Raw genomic sequence first — 19021 nt, 5'->3', positions numbered from 1 at the left:
CGGATTGGCTGTTATTGGCCGTTTGGCCGATTGGTCAACGCTCGCGGGGCGCGGCAAAATAGCGACTACAGAGCAATAAGCACGGGACGGAGCAACGCATGAAGTTCATTGACGAAGCGAGAATTGAAGTCATCGCCGGCGACGGAGGCGATGGCAGCGCGTCGATGCGCCGCGAGAAGTTCGTCCCGTTCGGCGGTCCGGACGGCGGCGACGGCGGCCGTGGCGGCAGCGTCAACGCGGTCGCCGACCGCAACATCAACACGCTGATCGACTACCGGTACGCCAAGAAACACCAGGCGCGCAACGGTGAAAACGGGCGCGGTTCGGATTGCTACGGCAAGGGCGGCGACGATATCACGCTGCGCATGCCGGTCGGCACCGTGATTACCGATATGGACACCGGTGAGCTGATCGCCGATCTGACCGAACACGATCAGCAGGTTCAGGTCGCGAAGGGCGGCGCGGGCGGCCTCGGCAACCTGCATTTCAAGTCGAGCACGAATCGCGCGCCGCGTCAGAAGACCGAAGGCAAGCCCGGCGAGCGTCGGATGCTGCGCCTCGAATTGAAGGTGCTGGCCGATGTGGGTCTGCTCGGCATGCCGAACGCGGGCAAATCGACGTTCATTTCGTCGGTGTCGAACGCGAAGCCGAAGATCGCCGACTACCCGTTCACGACGCTCGCGCCGAATCTCGGCGTCGTGCGCGTCGGCCCGAGCAAGAGCTTCGTCATCGCGGATATTCCTGGGCTGATCGAAGGCGCCGCGGAAGGAGCCGGTCTCGGCCACCAGTTCCTGCGCCATCTGCAGCGCACCGGCGTGTTGCTGCATCTCGTAGACCTCGCCCCGTTCGATGAGGACGTCGATCCGGTGGCGGAAGCGAAGGCAATCGTCAACGAGCTGCGCAAGTACGACGAAGCGCTGTATGAAAAACCGCGCTGGCTCGTGCTGAACAAGCTCGACATGGTGCCCGAAGACGAGCGCGAAGCGCGCGTCGCCGATTTCCTCAAGCGATTCGAGTGGGACGGTCCGGTGTTCGAGATTTCGGCGCTGACCGGCCAGGGTTGCGAGAATCTCTGCTACGCGGTGTACGACTACCTCGCTGCACACTCGGACGCGCACCGTGCGGCTCACGAGGAAGACCTTGCCGCCGACGTTCGCTTTCGCGATGAGGCTCAGCCCGGCACTGCAGCCGATACCGCCGCGCCGCAGGACTAACCTCGACTCATCCGTCATTTGCCTGCCGCGTCGAGCGGCGGGCCATCGCGCCATCAAGGCATCCATGGAGACCGCGCACGATGCGTTCTGTCATCGCCGATTCGAAACGCTTGGTAGTGAAAGTAGGGTCCAGTCTCGTGACGAACGACGGACGCGGGCTCGACCACGCAGCCATCGGCCGCTGGGCCGAGCAGATCGCGCAATTGCGCGCGCAAGGCAAGGAAGTGGTGCTCGTCAGTTCGGGGGCCATTGCCGAAGGGATGCAGCGCCTCGGCTGGACGAAGCGTCCGCGTGAAATCGACGAGTTGCAAGCTGCCGCCGCCGTTGGCCAGATGGGGCTCGCGCAAGTGTACGAAAGCCGGTTCGCCGAGCACTCGATCCGCACCGCGCAAATTCTGCTGACCCACGCGGATCTTGCCGACCGTGAACGCTATCTGAATGCGCGCTCGACGCTGTTGACGCTGCTGCGCCTCGGCGTCGTGCCGATCATCAACGAGAACGACACCGTCGTCACCGATGAAATCAAGTTTGGCGACAACGACACGCTCGGCGCGCTCGTTGCCAACCTGATCGAAGGCGACGCACTGATCATTTTGACCGATCAGCGCGGCCTGTACACCGCTGATCCTCGTAAAGACCCGAGCGCAACGCTCGTCGAGCAGGCGGATGCGGGCTCTCCGGAGTTGGAGGCGATGGCCGGCGGCGCGGGATCGAGCATCGGCCGCGGCGGGATGCTGACGAAGATCCTCGCCGCTAAGCGCGCGGCGCATAGCGGTGCCGACACCGTGATCGCGAGCGGCCGCGAGCCCGAGGTGCTGGCTCGGCTAGCTGCCGGCGAGGCAATCGGCACGCAATTGATCGCGCGGACGGCGCGCATGGCCGCCCGCAAGCAATGGATGGCCGATCATCTGCAGGTGCGCGGGCACGTCGTGATCGACGACGGCGCGGTCGAGAAGCTCACGGTAGGCGGCAAGAGCCTGTTGCCGATCGGTGTCGTGGACGTGCAGGGTGCGTTTGCGCGCGGCGAAGTGATCGCGTGCTTGAACGCCGCGGGTCGCGAAGTCGCACGTGGACTCACGAACTACAGCAGCGCCGAGGCGAAGCTGATTCACCGCAAGCCGAGCACCGAGATCGAGTCGATCCTCGGCTATATGCTCGAGCCCGAGCTGATTCATCGCGACAATCTCGTGCTGATTTGAACGGAGCATCTGCGGCCGACGCAAAAAAGCCCGCTGATCGACAGCGGGCTTTTTTATTGCCGCGCGGGAGCGTATCGCGCGTCAGCGGATCGCGCTCGCGGCGGTACGCCTCAAGCGGATGTTATTGACGATCGTCTTTGCCGAACCGGTCGGCATCTTGTTCGCGCAGAAGTAATCCTGATAGAGCGACGCCTGGTACGCATTCAGGTTGCCGTTCTCGATGCGCTGCCACGGGTTCGCCACGGTGCGGTCCCAGCCATCGTGGTCCGCGTTGAGTCCCGCGTATTGGCGCCACTCGTAGGTGTCGCAGCGAATACCCTCATAGTTGACGTTGCGAGCACCGGCCGGGCTCGTCACCACCACCGTATAGCGCACGACGCCGTCCGAGCCCACCGTCAGCGACTTCTGATCGACCGAGAATTGCAGAGGCGTGTTCTGCGAGACATCAAACGGCAGCAGATCGCCCGCTTCCGGCAGCGGCGGTAAGGTGTCGACCTTGTTTTCGACCCAGTTCCCCTTGCGGTCCAGCAGGTAGGTAAAGGCGCTGTCGTCCTTGTTGCTGGGCGTACTCGAGCAGGCCGCCAGTAGGGCGCCGGCGGCGGCGCATGCCGCGGCGAGAGCAATCGCTTTCAATATGACATCCTCGAAAAAACGGGCGCGATACCGTGTGACCGGCTCAGCGCCCGCGGTTGCGGCATAGGCGTGGGAAACGCCGCCGCGTGTCGATTAGCCGCGCAGGATGCGCGTTTGCTCGTCGGAAGGTTCGGCCGACAGGCAATCCGAGCCGTCTTCCGAGCCTATCGTGTTGACCGTGCCAGCAGACTCCACAGTCTCGATCGTCGCTTCGATCGTCACCTGGGTGATCGTGCCCATCGCGGACGCCGTCACCGACGCCGCGACGCGCGGATACCGTTGCCCGTGATGCCCGCGCGGTTTTTCCGCGCGCGGCGCCGGACGCCGCAGGAACCGCGACAACTCCGTCAACGCCAACTGATACACATCTCTCTTGAACTCGATTACCGCGTCGAGCGGCACCCAGTACTCGTTCCAACGCCAAGCGTCGAACTCCGGATGATCGGTTGCGCGCAAGCAAATGTCGCAATCGCGTCCGACCATCCGCAGCAGAAACCAGATCTGTTTCTGGCCGCGGTAATGACCGCGTACTTCACGCTTGATGAACTTGTCCGGCACCTCATAACGCAACCAGTCGCGCGTGCGACCGATGATCTTGACGTGCTCCGGAAGCAAGCCGGTTTCTTCGTGTAACTCCCGATACATCGCTTGCATGGGGGTCTCACCGTACTTGATGCCCCCTTGCGGAAATTGCCAGGAATGTTCACGCAGCCGCTTACCCCAAAACACCTCGTTGTGCGCGTTCAAGAGGATGATGCCGACGTTCGGGCGAAAGCCTTCACGATCCAGCATACAACCACCTTCGAATCCTTTAAAATTGCTTTGATTATAAACAGATAACGGGTCTTACGCACCGCCATGCACCAGGAAGGGCCGATTTGCAGCAAGGTGCGTGCCGCTAAGTGACTTAAGATTTGTCTGGCGATCCGGCGACCACGGTGCCGCTGCACCTCGTCTTATCCGGCCCCGTAAAGCCGCTGCGACCCTATCACCTATACTCATACGTTCTACTTCTTTCGGGCGGCTCGCTCAGGGCCGCCGTTTTTGGATAATTCTGAATGAAAGCCTCCCGTTTCTTTATCGGCACCCTGAAGGAAGCACCGGCCGACGCTGAGATCGTCAGCCACAAACTGATGGTGCGCGCGGGGATGATCCGCCGCGTCGCCGGTGGCATCTACAACTATCTGCCGATCGGCCTGCGCTCGATTCGCAAGGTGGAAGCGATCGTGCGCGAAGAAATGAACCGGGCGGGCGGGCTCGAACTCCTGATGCCGGCCGTGCAGCCGGCTGAGCTGTGGCAGGAGTCGGGGCGCTGGGTGCAGTACGGCCCCGAATTGCTGCGCTTGAAGGACCGCAAGCAGAACGACTTCGTGATCGGGCCGACGCACGAGGAAGTCGTCACCGATATCGCGCGCAACCAGATCAAGAGCTACCGGCAGATGCCGGTCAACTTCTACCAGATCCAGACGAAGTTTCGCGACGAGATCCGTCCGCGCTTCGGCGTGATGCGCGGACGCGAGTTCACGATGAAAGACGCCTACTCGTTCGATAAGGACATGGCTGGGCTGCAGGAGTCGTATCGCAAGATGTACGAAGCGTACGTGCGCATCTTCACGCGCATCGGCCTCGAATTCCGCGCGGTGGCGGCCGATAACGGCTCGATTGGCGGCAGCGGCTCGCACGAGTTCCACGTGATCGCCGAGACGGGCGAGGATTCGATCGCGTATTGCCCGACGTCGGACTTTGCGGCCAACGTCGAAGCCGCCGACGCGCTGCCGTTGATTGCCGAGCGCGCCGCGCCGCAAGAAGCGCTGAAGAAGACGTCGACGCCCGGCAAGGCGAAGTGCGAGGCCGTCGCCGAGTACTTGAACATCCCGCTCGAGCGGACGATCAAGTCGATCGTGCTCGCGACCGAAAACGAAGGCGCCGAGCCGACCATTTGGCTCTTGATGTTGCGCGGCGATCACGACCTGAACGAGATCAAGGCGGGCAAGCTGCCGGGCCTCTCCGGCTATCGCTTCGCGACGGAGGAGGAAATCGTCGAGTGGTTCGGCACGCCGCCGGGCTACCTCGGGCCGCTCAAGACGAAGAAGCCGGTCAAGGTGATTGCCGACACCACGGTCGCGAAGATGAGCGACTTCGTCGTCGGCTCGAACGAGGTCGACTTCCATACCACCGGCGTGAACTGGGGGCGCGATTTGCCGGAGCCGGTCGTGGCCGACATCCGCAACGTGCGCCGTGGCGATCCGTCGCCGGACGGTAAGGGCACGCTCGAGATCTGCCGCGGCATCGAAGTCGGGCACGTGTTCCAGCTCGGCGCGAAGTATTCGGAGGCGATGAACGCGACGTTCCTCGACGAAAACGGCAAGCCGCAGCCGATGATCATGGGCTGCTACGGCATCGGCATCACGCGCATTCTCGGCGCGGCGATCGAACAGAATTTCGACGAGCGCGGCATCATCTGGCCGGAAGCGATCGCGCCGTTCGAAGTCGTGCTGTGTCCGATGGGCTACGACCGCAGCGATGCCGTGCGCGAACAGGCCGACAAGCTCTACGCGCAACTGGTCGAGGCAGGCATCGACGTGATTCTCGACGACCGCGGCGAGCGCCCCGGCGTGATGTTCGCCGACTGGGAGTTGATCGGCGTGCCGCACCGGCTCGTGATCGGCGATCGCGGTCTCAAGGAAGGCAAGATCGAATACCAGGGCCGCCGCGACGCCGAACCGACGCTGCTGCCGGTAGAAGAAGCCGCCGTGACGGTGACGGAGAAAGTGCGCGCCGCGCTCGCCGGCTAACCGGGTGGCGCGTTGGAGTACAACTTTCTATCGGCGACGGTCCTGCTGCTCCTGATCACCGATCCGCTCGGCAACATTCCGCTCTTCATCTCCGCGCTGAAGAACGTGCCGAAGGATCGGCGGGTCAAGGTGATCCTGCGGGAAGTGGCGATTGCGTTCGTGATCCTGCTGATCTTCATGGTGATCGGCGATCGCTTCCTGCGGATGATGCATCTGACCGATATTTCGCTGCGCATCGGCGGCGGCATCGTTCTGTTCCTGATCGCGCTGCGGATGGTCTTCCCGCATCCGGACGGCGCGCTCGGCAACGATCCGCGCGCGGGCGGCGAACCGTTTATCGTGCCGCTCGCGATTCCCGCACTGGCGGGTCCGTCTGCGCTCGCGACGGTGATGCTGCTGACTTCGCAGTCCCCGGGGCGGGTGCCCGAGTGGATCGGCGCGCTCACCGTGACGATGATCGTGTGCGCGGTCGTGCTGGTGCTCGCGCAGCGGATTCAGCAGTGGATCGGCGAGCGTACCGTGATGGCGTTCGAGCGGTTGATGGGGCTGGTGCTGGTTGCGATTTCGGTCGAGATGATTCTGGGCGGGATTCGGGTGTTCGTGCACCAGCTCTAGACGCAGGCGCCGAGTTCGCGCGCAGTTGGCGCTGAGACAAAAAAGCGGCCGTTTGGCCTAATGCCGTTCAGTTAAGCGACTGAACGGCATTTTTGTTGATGGAGCAAACCTGTTGTAAACAGGGCGTGGCGATGTTAACTTTCGTCGCCATGCTGGTTGACGACCTTCCTCTTCTTGTCGATTCACACCCACCGTTCGAATGGGACCGGCTGGGCGAGCATCTGCCGTACGAATGGATCGAGCAGGCAGTTCAGGCCAGCGGCAGTGCCAGCCTGCGCCGTCGTCGTCTGCCAGCGCAGCAGGTGGTGTGGCTGGTGATCGCACTGGCGTTGTACCGGCATCAGTCAATCAGCGAGGTGGTTGACGGGCTGGAACTTGCGCTTCCCGCGCCCGATGCGTCGTTTGTCAGCAAGAGCGCCATCACCCAGGCACGGCAACGCACCGGCGCCGCGCCGCTGGCGTGGCTCTTTCACGAGTCCGCCAGGAACTGGGTTGCCAGGATCAGGCGCAATACCTCTTCAAGGGATTCTCGCTGTTCGCCATGGACGGCACCACGCTGCGCACGGCCGACAGTGCCGCCAACCGCAGGCACTTCGGGGCATCCGCGGCCGTGCATGACCGGGTGGGCAGCTATCCCCAGTTGCGTGCCGTTACGCTCACCGCCATTCCCACGCATCTGGTACGCGATGTCGAATTCGGCCCTTATGACGTCAACGAGATGATCTCGGCGCGTGAACTCATGCCGCGTGTGCCGGAGAACTCCATTACGGTGTTCGATAAAGGGTTCCTGTCCGCCCAGCTGCTGTGCAGCCTGGTCGCGGGCGGGGAGAACCGGCATTTCATCATTCCGGCCAAGTCCAATACACGCTGGGAGGTGCTCAGTGGTGAGTCCGGCGATCAGATGGTGCGCATGCGCGTGTCGCCGCAGGCGCGAAAGGCGTGTCCGGAGCTGCCCGAGTCCTGGCAGGCCCGTGCCGTGCTCGCCGTCGATGCCGGTGGCCGGCAGCGGGTATTGCTGACTTCCCTGAGCGATCGGCAGCGGTTTAAGGCCGGTGACATCGTGTCCTGCTACGAACGTCGCTGGCAAATCGAGACCAGCTACCGTGAATTGAAGCAATCGATGCTGGGCATGGAGTTGACCCTTCGCAGTCAGACCGTGGAAGGCGTCTACCAGGAGTTCTGGGGCGCTTTGATCGCCTACAACCTGATTCGCCTGGAGATGGCGAAGGCTGCCCTGGAGGCCGGCCGCACACCCGAGGAGCTGAGCTTCATCAGGGCGTTTCACACGATCCAGTACGAAATGACGTGGGCGGCCGTCACGCGCTCGTACGGCAAACTCCCTGCGCTACTCGCGCGCCTGCGCGAGCGCCTCAAGCAGCTTCCCAACGAAAAACGGCCCGGGCGCTCATGCGCTCGGGCCGTCAAGTCCAGACCTTTCCGTTACACCGTCCGGTACCTGAAGCGGGACCTTAACTGAACGGCATTAGGCCGTTTGGCCGCTTTTTTTATTGAGCTGAGCTGCCGCGGGCAACAGGTCGCGGCGGCGGGTGCGTCAGGCGCCGTCGGTCAGCGCGCGGATCGTCGGCAGGTTGCGCCAGTAGCCCTTCGCGTCCATCCCGCAGCCGAACACGTAGCGGTCGGGCACTTCGAAGCCGCAGAAGTCGGGGCGCAGCGGCTTGTCCTTATCGATCAGCTTCTCGCACAGCACGGCAGACAGGAAGCGCTTCGCGCCCATCGCCAGAATACGGTCGCGGATCGCGGCCATCGTTTCGCCTTCGTCGAGGATGTCGTCGAGCACGAGCACGACGCGATCCTTCACCGACTCGGCCGGCGCGACGCGCCACTGCATGTCGCTGCCGCCCTTCGTGGTGTTGCGGTAGCGGGTCAGGTGGATGTAGTCGAATTCGAGCGGGAAGTCGAGGTGCGGCAGCAGCATGCCGGTGAATACCGCCGCGCCGCCCATCACCGACAGCACGAGCGGAAAGTCCTCGCTCATTTCGGTGCGGATGGCCTGCGCCATTTTCGCTATCGACGCGTCGACCTCGGTGGCCGATACGATCTCTTCGGAGTGGCGGAAAATGTGGAGAGCTTCTTCGCGATTCATGACGTCTGACGGACGGTGACTGTATACATTAGTGTGGGAGAGAACGGCGGCGCACGCTACAGCATAAACCCGCGCGCTCCGCCATCCTTGATAGCGGCGCAAAAGACAGCGCTGTGTTAGCCCGTGAGCCGTCTTTCCGCCGCCTTGAACGGACCGCTCAGCGCATGCCCGGCAGCATGCCCTTCATGCCGCGCATCATCTTCTGCAGGTTGCCGCCCTTGAGCTTCTTCATCATGGTGCGCATCTGCTCGTACTGGTTGAGCATGCGGTTCACTTCCTGCACCTGCACGCCGGCGCCGGCCGCGATGCGGCGCTTGCGGGTCGCCTTGATGAGTTCGGGTTTCGCACGCTCCTGCGGCGTCATCGAGTTGATGATGCCTTCCATGCGGCGCATCTGCTTTTCGGCCTGGCCCATGTCGGCGCCGGCCGCGGCTTGCTGGAACTGCGCGGGGAGTTTATCCATCAGCGACGACAGGCCGCCCATGTTCTTCATCTGCGAAAGCTGTGCGCGGAAATCGTTGAGATCGAAGTCGCCGCCTTTCTTGACCTTGTCGGCGAGCTTCTGGGCGGCTTGCACGTCGACGCCGCGCTGCGCTTCCTCGACGAGCGCGAGAATGTCGCCCATGCCGAGGATCCGGTTCGCCATCCGGTCCGGATAGAACACTTCAAGGCCGTCGAGCTTTTCGGCGACGCCGACGAACTTGATCGGCTTGCCGGTCACGTGACGCACCGACAGCGCCGCGCCGCCGCGCGAGTCGCCATCGAGCTTGGTGAGCACGACGCCGGTGAGCGGCAGCGCGTCGTTGAACGCCTTGGCGGTGTTGACGGCGTCCTGGCCGAGCATCGCGTCGACGACGAAGAGCGTTTCCGCCGGCTTCAGCTCCGCGTGCAGCGCGCTGATTTCGTTCATCATCGCTTCGTCGATGCCGAGACGGCCGGCCGTATCGACGAGCAGCACGTCGTGATAGTGGCGCTTCGCCCAATCGACCGCGGCGCGCGCGATATCGACCGGCTTCTGATCGGGCTCGGACGGGAAGAAGTCGGCGCCGACTTGCTCCGTCACCGTCTTCAACTGCGCGATAGCGGCAGGGCGGTAGACGTCGCAGGAAACCGTGAGCACCTTCTTCTTGTACTTCTCGCGCAGCAGTTTCGCGAGCTTGCCGACCGTGGTCGTTTTACCGGCGCCTTGCAGGCCGGCCATCAGGACGATCGCGGGCGGCGTGACGGCGAGATTGAGCTCGACGGCCTTGCCTTCATAGTCGCCGCCGATCACGGCTGTCAGCTCGCGCTGCACGACGCCGACGAGCGCCTGGCCCGGCGTCAGGCTCGACAGCACTTCTTCGCCGAGCGCCTTTTCCTTCACCTTCGCGATGAATTCGCGCACGACGGGCAGCGCCACGTCGGCTTCGAGGAGCGCGAGGCGCACTTCGCGCAGCATCTCCTGTGTGTTCGCCTCGGTGAGCCGGGCTTCGCCGCGCAGCGTCTTGACGACGCGCGCCATCCGTGTGGTGAGATTGTCGAGCATGGGGAGCGATGGACAGTGCGGGCACCTGGCGCGCGGCTGACGAAACGGGAGACGTCGCGGGGAAGGGCCCTAGTGTAAACTTCGAACATGGATATTGTACTGTATGCCCTCACTGCGCTTCTTTACGGCGGCCTTGCCGTCGCGGGCTGGCGCGCCCATCGGCACGTGGAGGCGCAAACGATGCTCTCGAGCGTGCCGCCGGTACCGGCGGGCCGGGACGCGCGCGCGCCGGTGTCGGCCGCGTCGGGCATGAGCGTGCAGGGGCGCTGGCTGCTCTTTGTCGCGCTGCTCGCGCACGGCGTACTGCTGCACACGACGATCTTTCCGCAGAACGCGATGGTGTTCGGCTTCGCGTTCGCACTCTCCGCGATGTTCTGGCTCGGCGCCGGCATCTACTGGATCGAGAGTTTCTTCTTCCCGCTCGACGGCTTGCGGCTCCTCGTGCTGCCGCTCGCGTGCGTCGCGTCGCTGATGCCGCTCGCGTTCGGCGGAGTGCGCGTGCTGTCGTATGCGGCGGCGCCGATGTTCAAGCTGCATTTCATCATTGCGAATGTCGCGTACGGGCTCTTCGCGATCGCCGCGCTGCACGCCGTGCTGATGCTGTTCGCCGAGCGCCGATTGCATGCGATGCGTGGCGCGGCGCAACGCGGCACCGGCGCGAACGGCGGGTGGCTCTCGAGCTGGCTCGATACGCTGCCGCCGCTCCTCACGCTCGAAAAGCTGCTGTTCCGGCTGATCTCGGCGGGGTTCGTGCTGCTCACGCTCACGCTCTTGTCCGGCATCCTATTTAGTGAGCAGCTGGTGGACCGCGCGATCAAGCTCGATCACAAGACCGTCTTCGCGATCTTGTCCTGGCTGATGTTCGGCGCGTTGCTCACGGCGCGCAAGGTATCCGGCTGGCGCGGCCGCGCGGCGTTGCGCTGGGTGCTCGCGTCGTTCGTTGCGCTGCTGCTGGCCTATGTCGGCAGCCGCTTCGTCTTTGAGGTGCTGCTGCACCGTCCCGTGGTTTGACACGCTGTTTGACCCCATGCGACAACTTCTTCTTCTGATCCTGCTGTTCTTCGCCGGCCAATGGCTCGTGAAGGCGTTGCGGCGCGTGGGCAATGCCGCCGACGCGCCGCGCAACGGCCCGTTCGATACGAGTGCGCGGCCTGACGCGAACCCCGGCAACACCGGCGGCGCGCAAGCGCAGTCGCAATCGCGGCAGCTCGCCGAGCCGATGGTCCGCTGCGCGACTTGCGGCGTGCATACGCCGCAAAGCGAATCGATCCTTGCCGCGGGGCAGCGCTTTTGCTGCGCCGAGCACGCCGAGCGCTACGCGGCCCGCCCGACCGGGCGCACCGCTCGATGAGCATAGGCTTGACCGTTGGCGCGGACGGCTGGGTGAGCGCGGCGCGCGCACTGCCGTCGCCGAACTTCGAAGCGCGACCCGATGGCGCGGCGCCGACGCTGATCGTGATCCACAACATCAGCCTGCCGCCCGGCGAGTTCGGCGGCAGCGCGATCGCCGATCTCTTCCTGAACCGGCTCGACTGCGACGCGCACCCGTACTACGACGCGCATCTGCGCGGCTTGCGCGTCTCGTCGCATTTCGTGATCCGGCGCGACGGCGTCCTCGAGCAGTTCGTCTCGTGCAACGAGCGTGCGTGGCACGCGGGCCTCTCGAACTTCTTCGGCCGTGAACGCTGCAACGACTTCTCGATCGGCGTCGAGCTGGAGGGCAGCGACGACACGGCGTTCGAAGTGCCGCAATACGAGACGCTGGCCGCACTCGTGAAGGCGCTCGTCGCTCGCTATCCGATCGATGCGCTCGTCGGCCACTCCGACATCGCACCGGGCCGCAAGACCGACCCCGGTCCGCATTTCGACTGGCAGCGCTTCGCCCAAGACGCCGCATTGCCCGCTCGGTACTTTCCCTATCGGCACGGCTGACCCGGTCGCGTCGCAAGCCCGCGCACGTTCGTTGCTCAATGCTTAGGCAAGTCGAAGAACGTTGCTGCGCCTTGCTTTCCGGGCGATCCCTTGTCTCGTCTGGCTGTGTGAAAAGTCAAGCGTCCGACACCAAATAAAGGTTTTTGAGTTGGCGCCTAAGTCCACTATACTTGGTGCCAGTCAGACGCACTTGCACAAGATCTTGTGTCTTTGACCCGGCGGCACCCGGCCTCGAAGGCCCGGTGCCGCAAGCATTGCCAGCGTTGCAATCAAAGAAGCGCTGCGACGGGACATCCAATCTCGCGCAGCGCTGTCAAAGAAGAAAAGCGCAGTCGGGGAATGGTGATAACCAAGATGAAAGCGATCATCGTCGAATCCACGTTGTCCCGCGCGGCCGTTCTGTGCCGCCGCTTTTCTTCCACTTATTCGTTCGCGCACGGGGATGCGCAGCGAGTGTTTTAACCCGCGGGTCTCTCCGCACCATCCAACAAGACCAGGAGCTTTGCACATGCAAACGACCGACAACGTGACGAGCCAGCACGAAGGCGCGCCTACCGGCCGCACCCTCGGCGGGCAAGCACAGAGCGCCCAAGCGCTCGCGCCACAGGCTACCTTCGCGGATTACAAGGTGATCCGCCGCAATGGCAGTGTGGTGTCGTTCGAGCCGTCGAAGATCGCGATTGCGGTGACGAAGGCGTTTCTGGCCGTCAACGGCGGACAGGGCGCCGCGTCCGCGCGCGTGCGCGAGCTCGTCGAGCAGCTCACGCAAAGCGTCGTGCGCGCGCTTCTGCGCAGCCGTCCGAACGGCGGCACGTTCCATATCGAAGACATCCAGGACCAGGTCGAACTGGCGCTCATGCGCGGCGGCGAGCACAACGTCGCGCGCGCTTATGTGCTGTATCGCGAGAAGCGCAATCAGGAGCGTCACGCGGAAGACGAAAGCGCGCCGAGCTCGGGCCTGAACGTCGTCGATAACGGCATCTCGCGTCCGCTCGATATGAAGGCGCTTACCGCGCTGATCGAGTCGGCCTGCGCGAACCTCGGCGACGCGGTTTCCGCCGAGCCGATCGTCGCCGAGACGGTCAAGAACCTCTACGACGGCGTACCGATGAGCCAGGTCTACGACTCGGCCATCCTCGCTGCTCGCACGATGATCGAGAAGGACCCGGCGTACAGCCAGGTCACCGCACGCATCCTGCTGCACACGATCCGCCGCGAAATCCTCGAAGAGGAAGTCACGCAAGGCGAAATGGGCGAGCGCTATGTCGAGTACTTCCCGCAGTTCTTGAAGCGCGGTGTCGAAGCCGAGCTGCTCGACGAGAAGCTGCTGCAGTTCGACTTGAAGCGCCTGGGCGCCGCGCTCGACGCCGAGCGCGACCTGCAGTTCGGCTACCTCGGCCTGCAGACGCTCTATGACCGCTACTTCCTGCACGTCGACGGCACCCGTATCGAGATGCCGCAGGCATTCTTTATGCGTGTCGCGATGGGGCTCGCGCTGAACGAGATCGACCGCGAAGCGCGCGCGATCGAGTTCTACAACGTGCTGTCGACCTTCGACTTCATGAGCTCGACGCCGACGCTCTTCAACTCGGGTACGCGCCGCTCGCAGCTGTCGTCGTGCTACCTGACGACGGTCGCGGACGATCTCGACGGCATCTACGAGGCGCTGAAGGAAAACGCGCTGCTCTCGAAGTTCGCCGGCGGCCTCGGCAACGACTGGACCCGCGTGCGCGCGCTCGGCTCGCACATCAAGGGCACCAACGGCAAGTCGCAGGGCGTCGTGCCGTTCCTGAAGGTCGTCAACGACACGGCCGTCGCCGTGAACCAGGGCGGCAAGCGCAAGGGCGCGGTCTGCGCGTACCTGGAATCGTGGCACCTCGACATCGAGGAATTCCTCGAGCTGCGCAAGAACACCGGTGACGACCGTCGCCGTACGCACGACATGAACACGGCGAACTGGATTCCCGACCTGTTCATGAAGCGCGTGATGGAAGGCGGCGACTGGACGCTGTTCTCGCCGTCGACCTGCCCGGACCTGCACGACAAGTTCGGTGCCGAGTTCGAAGCGGCTTACACGGCTTACGAAGACAAGGTCGCGCGCGGCGAGATCAAGCTGTTCAAGAAGATTCCGGCGGCGCAGCTGTGGCGCAAGATGCTCGGCATGCTGTTCGAGACCGGCCATCCGTGGATCACGTTCAAGGATCCGTGCAATGTGCGCTCGCCGCAACAGCACGTCGGCGTCGTCCACTCGTCGAACCTGTGTACCGAGATCACGCTGAACACGAGCGACGCCGAAATCGCCGTTTGTAACCTGGGCTCGGTGAACCTCGTCGCGCACCTGACGAAGCAGGCCGACGGCAGCTATGCGCTCGACCACGAGAAGCTCAAGCGCACGGTCAGCGTTGCGATGCGGATGCTCGACAACGTCATCGACATCAACTACTACGCCGTCGCGAAGGCGCGTAACTCGAACCTGAAGCACCGTCCGGTCGGTCTCGGCATCATGGGCTTCCAGGACTGCCTGCACATGCTGCGCACGCCGTACGCATCGGAGGCGGCCGTCGAGTTCGCCGACCGCTCGATGGAAGCGGTCTGCTACTACGCGTACTACGCGTCCACCGAGCTGGCCGAAGAGCGCGGCCGCTACTCGAGCTACCGCGGCTCGCTGTGGGATCGCGGCATCCTTCCGCAAGACTCGCTGAAGCTGCTGGCCGAAGCGCGCGGCGGCTATGTCGAAGTGGATTCGAGCGAGTCGATGGACTGGCCGGCGCTGCGCTCGCGCATCGCCGACTACGGCATGCGCAACTCGAACTGCGTCGCGATCGCGCCGACGGCGACGATCTCGAACATCATCGGCGTGTCCGCGTGCATCGAGCCGACCTTCCAGAACCTCTATGTGAAGTCGAATCTGTCGGGCGAATTCACGGTGGTCAACGACTACCTGGTGCGCGACCTGAAGGCGCGCGGTCTGTGGGACGAGGTGATGGTTGCCGACCTCAAGTACTTCGACGGCACGCTCTCGCGCATCGACCGCATTCCGGCCGATCTGCGCGCGATCTACGCGACGGCGTTCGAAGTCGACGCGACATGGCTCGTCGAGGCGGCGGCGCGTCGTCAGAAGTGGATCGACCAGGCGCAGTCGCTCAACATCTACATGGCGGGCGCATCGGGCAAGAAGCTCGACGAGGTCTACAAGCTCGCTTGGCTGCGTGGCCTGAAGACGACTTACTACCTGCGCACGATGGCGGCGACGCACGTTGAGAAGTCGACGGTCGCGCACGGCGCGCTGAACGCTGTGCCTTCGTCGGAAGGCGGCGCGGGCGGTGCTGCCGGCGGCTTCGGCGCGGGCGGTTCGATCGGTGGCGCGATGAGCGGCGCTTCGTCGTCGGGCGCCATGAACGCGGCAGCGGCGGCAGGCGCGCCGGTTGCTGCTCAACCGGAGGTGGAAGTGGATGGTCCCGTGTGCATGATGCGTCCGGGCGACCCGGGTTTCGACGAGTGCGAAGCCTGTCAGTAACCGCGTGAGTGCCGTAGCGCACACGCGATGAGAGGGCGGCGTGCAACATGAAGCAGAAGGGCGCGCCGCTCTTCCCGAACAGTAGTCACACGATGGAAGCGAAGCGACGAAGAAGTCTGTCGCCGGCCGAGAAGAAGGTGCAGCGCAGTGCGGATTCTTTGAACTTCGCCGAGCCGTTGAAACCCTAACGATAAAGACTCGGCGACACAGCAGGCGACGTTGCCGGATGGTCATCGAAGCGCACACAAGAGGTATCGAAATCACCTCGCTTCGATACCCGATCGACAATGCGAAGCACCTCTAAGACTCACGCTTCGAACACATCACGCGATGTGTCGAAGACGACGTGAAGATCAAAGTGTTGTATGTAGGTTGCAACGCGAATCGAAAACAGGATTTTTCGTGAGCGAACCCTTTTATCGCTAACGAAAAGATGGTACAAACCGATCTAAATTGATGGTGAGAATTTATGCTCAACTGGGATGACGAGATCACTGCCGCAATTCCCTCGAGCGGTTCGCAACACAACGCGTTGCGCAACCCCGCGGGATCGGCTGTCGGAGCGCAAGTAGCGACGCGCGCTGCCACTCACGCTCCCTCGGCGAAGGACATTTTCGCAGGCGACTTTGCAGTCGCTCCGTATGCCGACGCAGCCACTGCTGCACCGGCCGGCGCTTCCGAAGCGCGCGTGAACGTCGCCGACAAGCGCATCATCAACGGCAAGACTGACGTCAATCAGCTCGTGCCGTTCAAGTACAAGTGGGCGTGGGAGAAGTATCTGGCGGGTTGCGCAAACCACTGGATGCCGCAGGAAATCAACATGTCCCGCGACATCGCGCTGTGGAAAGACCCGAACGGCCTCACCGAAGACGAGCGCCGCATCGTCAAGCGCAACCTCGGCTTCTTCGTGACCGCCGACTCGCTCGCCGCGAACAACATCGTGCTGGGCACCTACCGCCACATCACGGCGCCCGAGTGCCGGCAGTTCCTGCTGCGCCAGGCGTTCGAAGAGGCGATCCATACGCACGCTTACCAATACATCGTCGAGTCGCTCAGTCTCGACGAGGGCGAGATCTTCAACGCCTATCACGAGGTCAAGTCGATCCGTGACAAGGACGAATTCCTGATTCCGTTCATCCAAACGCTGACCGATCCGGCCTTCACGACCGGCACGCTCGAAGCCGACCAGAAGCTGCTCAAGTCGCTGATCGTGTTCGCCTGCGTGATGGAGGGCCTGTTCTTCTACGTCGGGTTTACGCAAATCCTTGCGCTCGGCCGGCAGAACAAGATGACGGGCGCAGCGGAACAGTACCAATACATCCTGCGTGACGAGTCGATGCACTGCAACTTCGGCATCGACCTCATCAACCAGATCAAACTCGAAAACCCGCATCTGTGGACGGCCGAATTCCGTGAAGAGATCCGCGAGATCTTCAAGCACGCGGTCGACCTCGAATATCGCTACGCAGAAGACACGATGCCGCGCGGGGTGCTCGGCCTCAATGCGTCGATGTTCAAGAGCTATCTGCGCTTCATCTGCAACCGCCGTTGCCAGCAGATCGGCCTCGATCCGCTGTTCCCGAACGAGGAGAACCCGTTCCCGTGGATGAGCGAGATGATCGATTTGAAGAAGGAGCGCAACTTCTTCGAGACGCGGGTCATTGAATATCAGACTGGCGGTGCGCTGTCCTGGGAGTGACCCGGCGCGTGTCGACCAACGAACTTGATGGGGATGCCGGCGGCGAGAGCCCCGGCAAACGTGCTTAGGAGCAGAAACGCCTGATGCAAAGCGTGCCCAGTGGCTTAGCGGTGCGATCCGCGGCCCACAAACATGACAGGCACTTTGCGAACCCTTCAGTGGGATGGGCAAACTTCCCCCCGGAAAAAGCCGGCGGCCATGCCGTCGGCTTGCTCAAACGATTGCCGGCATTCGAGAGCGGCCTGAGCGCAGAAGTGCGCGCAGCAGAGCGCCTCGAAGCTGACTGGACTTGGCGTGCGGTGCCCGCTGGCACGGCGCGCCTTACCGTATTCATTAGCGTAAGCAAGCGGGAAGCGCGTACGCCGATGAATAGCCCGCTTCGCAGCGCACGCCTTGATAAGCGTGCAGCGGGAAGCGGGTTTTGACGAAGGGTGTAGTTTGAATTAACTCTCATCTGAAAACCTGAAGGAGAAAATGATGGCACTCGCCAAGAAAAAACCCGCAGCTAAAAAAGCCGCTGCGAAACCGGCCGTGAAGAAGACCGTAGCGAAGAAGGCTGCTCCGGCTAAGAAGGCCGCTGTGAAGAAGGTTGCAGCGAAGAAAGTCGCCGTGAAGAAGGTTGCTGCCAAGAAGGTCGCAGCGAAGAAAGTCGCGGTGAAGAAGGTTGCAGCCAAGAAAGTCGCGGTGAAGAAAGTCGCGGTGAAGAAGGTTGCAGCCAAGAAAGTCGCAGTGAAGAAGGTTGCTGCGAAGAAGGCCGCACCGGCTAAGAAGGCTGCTGCGAAGAAGGTTGTCGCGAAGAAGGCCGCTGCGAAGAAGGCGCCTGCTAAGAAGGCTGCGGCGAAGAAAGCTGCGCCTGCGAAGAAGGCTGCCGCCAAGAAGGCTGCCCCTGCTGCGAAGAAGGCTGCGCCTGCCAAGAAGGCAGCACCGGCGAAGAAGGCTGCTGCGAAGAAGGCCGCTGCTGCGCCTGCTCCCGCTGCGGCACCCGCTGCGTCGACGGCTCCTGCTGCTACGGTGAAGACCGCGTTGAACCCGGCTGCTGCATGGCCGTTTCCGACCGGCAGCCGTCCGTAACAACTCGAGGCGGTAACTCGGCACGTCGCGACGTGCCACACGGTTGAGTAATGCTACTCAGCCCGAATCCCGTCACCGGTTTCCGGTGGCGGGATTTTTTATGCCCAGGGAACGCCGACGTGCGGGACGTGCTGACGACGCGTTCCATCGCGCCTAGCGGCCTGCGTTGTGTCACAGCGCAGGCGACTAGAGGGACGGGAACGGAATGGCCCGGAGCGGGCCGAGAACGGTCAGTGCGGGTCAGTGCGTGACGCGGGTTACGCCGCCGCTCGAGAGCAGACGGACGCGATCGCCGGCTTGGAAGATTTCGCCGTTGGCGCTTTGGGTGATGGCGCGCAGGTCGCCGTTGTCGAGCCGCACCGTGACTTCCACGCCGTTTTGCACCGCGACGCCGTTCTCGATCGCGTTGCCCGCCACCGCGCCGGCGATGCCGCCAATGATCGCGGTCGCGATCGAGCCTTTGCCGCCGCCGACCGCGCTACCCGCCACCGCGCCGAGAGCGCCGCCGCCCAGCGCGCCGATCCCGCTCGGCTGGCCGTTGTTCGAGCTGATCTTCACGGCGCGCACGCTTTCGACGGTGCCGAAGCGCACCGTTGCCTCGCGCTGCGCCTGCGAGGCCGTGTAGACGTCCGACGAGCTGCTGTTATACGCGCACCCCGTCATCGTCAGCGAACCGACGACCGTCATTGCCAGAACCACACGGGTGGTTGTTCTCAT

16 protein-coding genes and 2 pseudogenes are annotated in these 19021 nt (G+C 63.4%); 13 read left to right on the top strand and 5 right to left on the bottom strand.

From position 1 onward, the window contains the following. The first annotated feature begins 98 nt into the window (after positions 1-98). Together cgtA and proB are read left to right on the top strand one after the other, a co-directional pair. A complete protein-coding gene (gene cgtA / locus FAZ95_RS19175) occupies positions 99-1214 on the top strand; it encodes an Obg family GTPase CgtA (protein WP_137333893.1) in 1116 nt (371 codons plus the stop codon). Between the two features lie 80 nt (positions 1215-1294). After that, positions 1295-2413 carry a glutamate 5-kinase gene (gene proB, locus FAZ95_RS19170; protein ID WP_137333892.1) on the top strand — a complete coding sequence of 373 codons (1119 nt, stop codon included), beginning with the start codon at positions 1295-1297 and terminating at the stop codon, positions 2411-2413. Between the two features lie 81 nt (positions 2414-2494). Here proB and FAZ95_RS19165 read toward each other — a convergent pair whose 3' ends face one another. Together FAZ95_RS19165 and FAZ95_RS19160 are read right to left on the bottom strand one after the other, a co-directional pair. Beyond that, positions 2495-3046: a CNP1-like family protein gene (locus FAZ95_RS19165; protein WP_137333891.1), complete on the bottom strand. Its 552-nt coding sequence runs from the start codon at positions 3044-3046 to the stop codon at positions 2495-2497. Between the two features lie 93 nt (positions 3047-3139). Continuing rightward, complete coding sequence (locus tag FAZ95_RS19160) at positions 3140-3838, bottom strand: RNA pyrophosphohydrolase (protein WP_137333890.1); 699 nt, start codon at positions 3836-3838, stop codon at positions 3140-3142. Between the two features lie 266 nt (positions 3839-4104). On the opposite strand from FAZ95_RS19160, the gene FAZ95_RS19150 reads away from it, so the two are divergent. From FAZ95_RS19150 to FAZ95_RS19140, 3 genes and pseudogenes are all read left to right on the top strand, one after another. Beyond that, positions 4105-5841, top strand: coding sequence for a proline--tRNA ligase (locus FAZ95_RS19150; RefSeq protein ID WP_137333888.1), 1737 nt, complete (start codon positions 4105-4107; stop codon positions 5839-5841). Positions 5842-5853: 12 nt separating this feature from the next. After that, complete coding sequence (locus FAZ95_RS19145) at positions 5854-6456, top strand: MarC family protein (RefSeq protein WP_137333887.1); 603 nt, start codon at positions 5854-5856, stop codon at positions 6454-6456. Between the two features lie 149 nt (positions 6457-6605). Beyond that, positions 6606-7933: pseudogene (locus FAZ95_RS19140) on the top strand (IS4 family transposase). Positions 7934-8008: 75 nt separating this feature from the next. Here the strand turns inward: FAZ95_RS19140 and FAZ95_RS19135 are convergent. After that, positions 8009-8560, bottom strand: a complete 552-nt coding sequence (locus FAZ95_RS19135; protein WP_137333886.1) for a hypoxanthine-guanine phosphoribosyltransferase — start codon at positions 8558-8560, stop codon at positions 8009-8011. Positions 8561-8717: 157 nt separating this feature from the next. Then, positions 8718-10085, bottom strand: a complete 1368-nt coding sequence (gene ffh / locus FAZ95_RS19130) for a signal recognition particle protein (RefSeq protein WP_137333885.1) — start codon at positions 10083-10085, stop codon at positions 8718-8720. An 87-nt stretch (positions 10086-10172) separates the two neighbouring features. Between ffh and FAZ95_RS19125 the strand changes: the two genes are divergently transcribed. The 8 genes and pseudogenes from FAZ95_RS19125 (at position 10173) to FAZ95_RS19095 (ending at position 18304) form a co-directional block, all read left to right on the top strand. Continuing rightward, positions 10173-11096 carry a cytochrome C assembly family protein gene (locus FAZ95_RS19125; protein ID WP_137333884.1) on the top strand — a complete coding sequence of 308 codons (924 nt, stop codon included), beginning with the start codon at positions 10173-10175 and terminating at the stop codon, positions 11094-11096. 16 nt (positions 11097-11112) lie between these two features. Beyond that, a complete protein-coding gene (locus tag FAZ95_RS19120; RefSeq protein WP_137333883.1) occupies positions 11113-11436 on the top strand; it encodes a PP0621 family protein in 324 nt (107 codons plus the stop codon). Beyond that, positions 11433-12017 carry a 1,6-anhydro-N-acetylmuramyl-L-alanine amidase AmpD gene (gene ampD / locus FAZ95_RS19115; RefSeq protein ID WP_137333882.1) on the top strand — a complete coding sequence of 195 codons (585 nt, stop codon included), beginning with the start codon at positions 11433-11435 and terminating at the stop codon, positions 12015-12017. Before FAZ95_RS19120 ends, ampD begins: the two co-directional genes overlap by 4 nt. A gap of 508 nt (positions 12018-12525) precedes the next feature. Next, a complete protein-coding gene (locus FAZ95_RS19110; protein ID WP_137333881.1) occupies positions 12526-15534 on the top strand; it encodes a ribonucleoside-diphosphate reductase subunit alpha in 3009 nt (1002 codons plus the stop codon). Between the two features lie 47 nt (positions 15535-15581). Continuing rightward, positions 15582-15722, top strand: a complete 141-nt coding sequence (locus FAZ95_RS39395; protein ID WP_175425645.1) for a hypothetical protein — start codon at positions 15582-15584, stop codon at positions 15720-15722. 281 nt (positions 15723-16003) lie between these two features. Next, positions 16004-17233 carry a ribonucleotide-diphosphate reductase subunit beta gene (locus tag FAZ95_RS19105; RefSeq protein WP_137333880.1) on the top strand — a complete coding sequence of 410 codons (1230 nt, stop codon included), beginning with the start codon at positions 16004-16006 and terminating at the stop codon, positions 17231-17233. Between the two features lie 83 nt (positions 17234-17316). Next, positions 17317-17680: pseudogene (locus FAZ95_RS19100) on the top strand (hypothetical protein). Positions 17681-17710: 30 nt separating this feature from the next. Continuing rightward, positions 17711-18304 carry a histone H1-like DNA-binding protein gene (locus FAZ95_RS19095; RefSeq protein WP_137334638.1) on the top strand — a complete coding sequence of 198 codons (594 nt, stop codon included), beginning with the start codon at positions 17711-17713 and terminating at the stop codon, positions 18302-18304. 240 nt (positions 18305-18544) lie between these two features. Here the strand turns inward: FAZ95_RS19095 and FAZ95_RS19090 are convergent, their stop codons facing one another. Continuing rightward, positions 18545-19021: an outer membrane lipoprotein gene (locus FAZ95_RS19090; RefSeq protein WP_137333879.1), complete on the bottom strand. Its 477-nt coding sequence runs from the start codon at positions 19019-19021 to the stop codon at positions 18545-18547.

Source organism: Trinickia violacea (assembly GCF_005280735.1).
GTDB lineage: Bacteria > Pseudomonadota > Gammaproteobacteria > Burkholderiales > Burkholderiaceae > Trinickia_A > Trinickia_A violacea.
Note: the sequence above shows the minus strand (reverse complement) of the source record. Positions and strands in the feature narration are given on the sequence as shown.

Coding starts and splice junctions, on each gene's coding strand:
- FAZ95_RS19135 (WP_137333886.1), bottom strand. CDS start 8,560: ATGAATCGCGAAGAAGCTCTCCACATTTTCCGCCACTCCGAAGAGATC.
- FAZ95_RS39395 (WP_175425645.1), top strand. CDS start 15,582: ATGAAGCAGAAGGGCGCGCCGCTCTTCCCGAACAGTAGTCACACGATG.
- FAZ95_RS19105 (WP_137333880.1), top strand. CDS start 16,004: ATGCTCAACTGGGATGACGAGATCACTGCCGCAATTCCCTCGAGCGGT.
- FAZ95_RS19150 (WP_137333888.1), top strand. CDS start 4,105: ATGAAAGCCTCCCGTTTCTTTATCGGCACCCTGAAGGAAGCACCGGCC.
- ffh (WP_137333885.1), bottom strand. CDS start 10,085: ATGCTCGACAATCTCACCACACGGATGGCGCGCGTCGTCAAGACGCTG.
- FAZ95_RS19120 (WP_137333883.1), top strand. CDS start 11,113: ATGCGACAACTTCTTCTTCTGATCCTGCTGTTCTTCGCCGGCCAATGG.
- FAZ95_RS19110 (WP_137333881.1), top strand. CDS start 12,526: ATGCAAACGACCGACAACGTGACGAGCCAGCACGAAGGCGCGCCTACC.
- FAZ95_RS19160 (WP_137333890.1), bottom strand. CDS start 3,838: ATGCTGGATCGTGAAGGCTTTCGCCCGAACGTCGGCATCATCCTCTTG.
- FAZ95_RS19095 (WP_137334638.1), top strand. CDS start 17,711: ATGGCACTCGCCAAGAAAAAACCCGCAGCTAAAAAAGCCGCTGCGAAA.
- proB (WP_137333892.1), top strand. CDS start 1,295: ATGCGTTCTGTCATCGCCGATTCGAAACGCTTGGTAGTGAAAGTAGGG.
- cgtA (WP_137333893.1), top strand. CDS start 99: ATGAAGTTCATTGACGAAGCGAGAATTGAAGTCATCGCCGGCGACGGA.
- FAZ95_RS19090 (WP_137333879.1), bottom strand. CDS start 19,021: ATGAGAACAACCACCCGTGTGGTTCTGGCAATGACGGTCGTCGGTTCG.
- FAZ95_RS19125 (WP_137333884.1), top strand. CDS start 10,173: ATGGATATTGTACTGTATGCCCTCACTGCGCTTCTTTACGGCGGCCTT.
- ampD (WP_137333882.1), top strand. CDS start 11,433: ATGAGCATAGGCTTGACCGTTGGCGCGGACGGCTGGGTGAGCGCGGCG.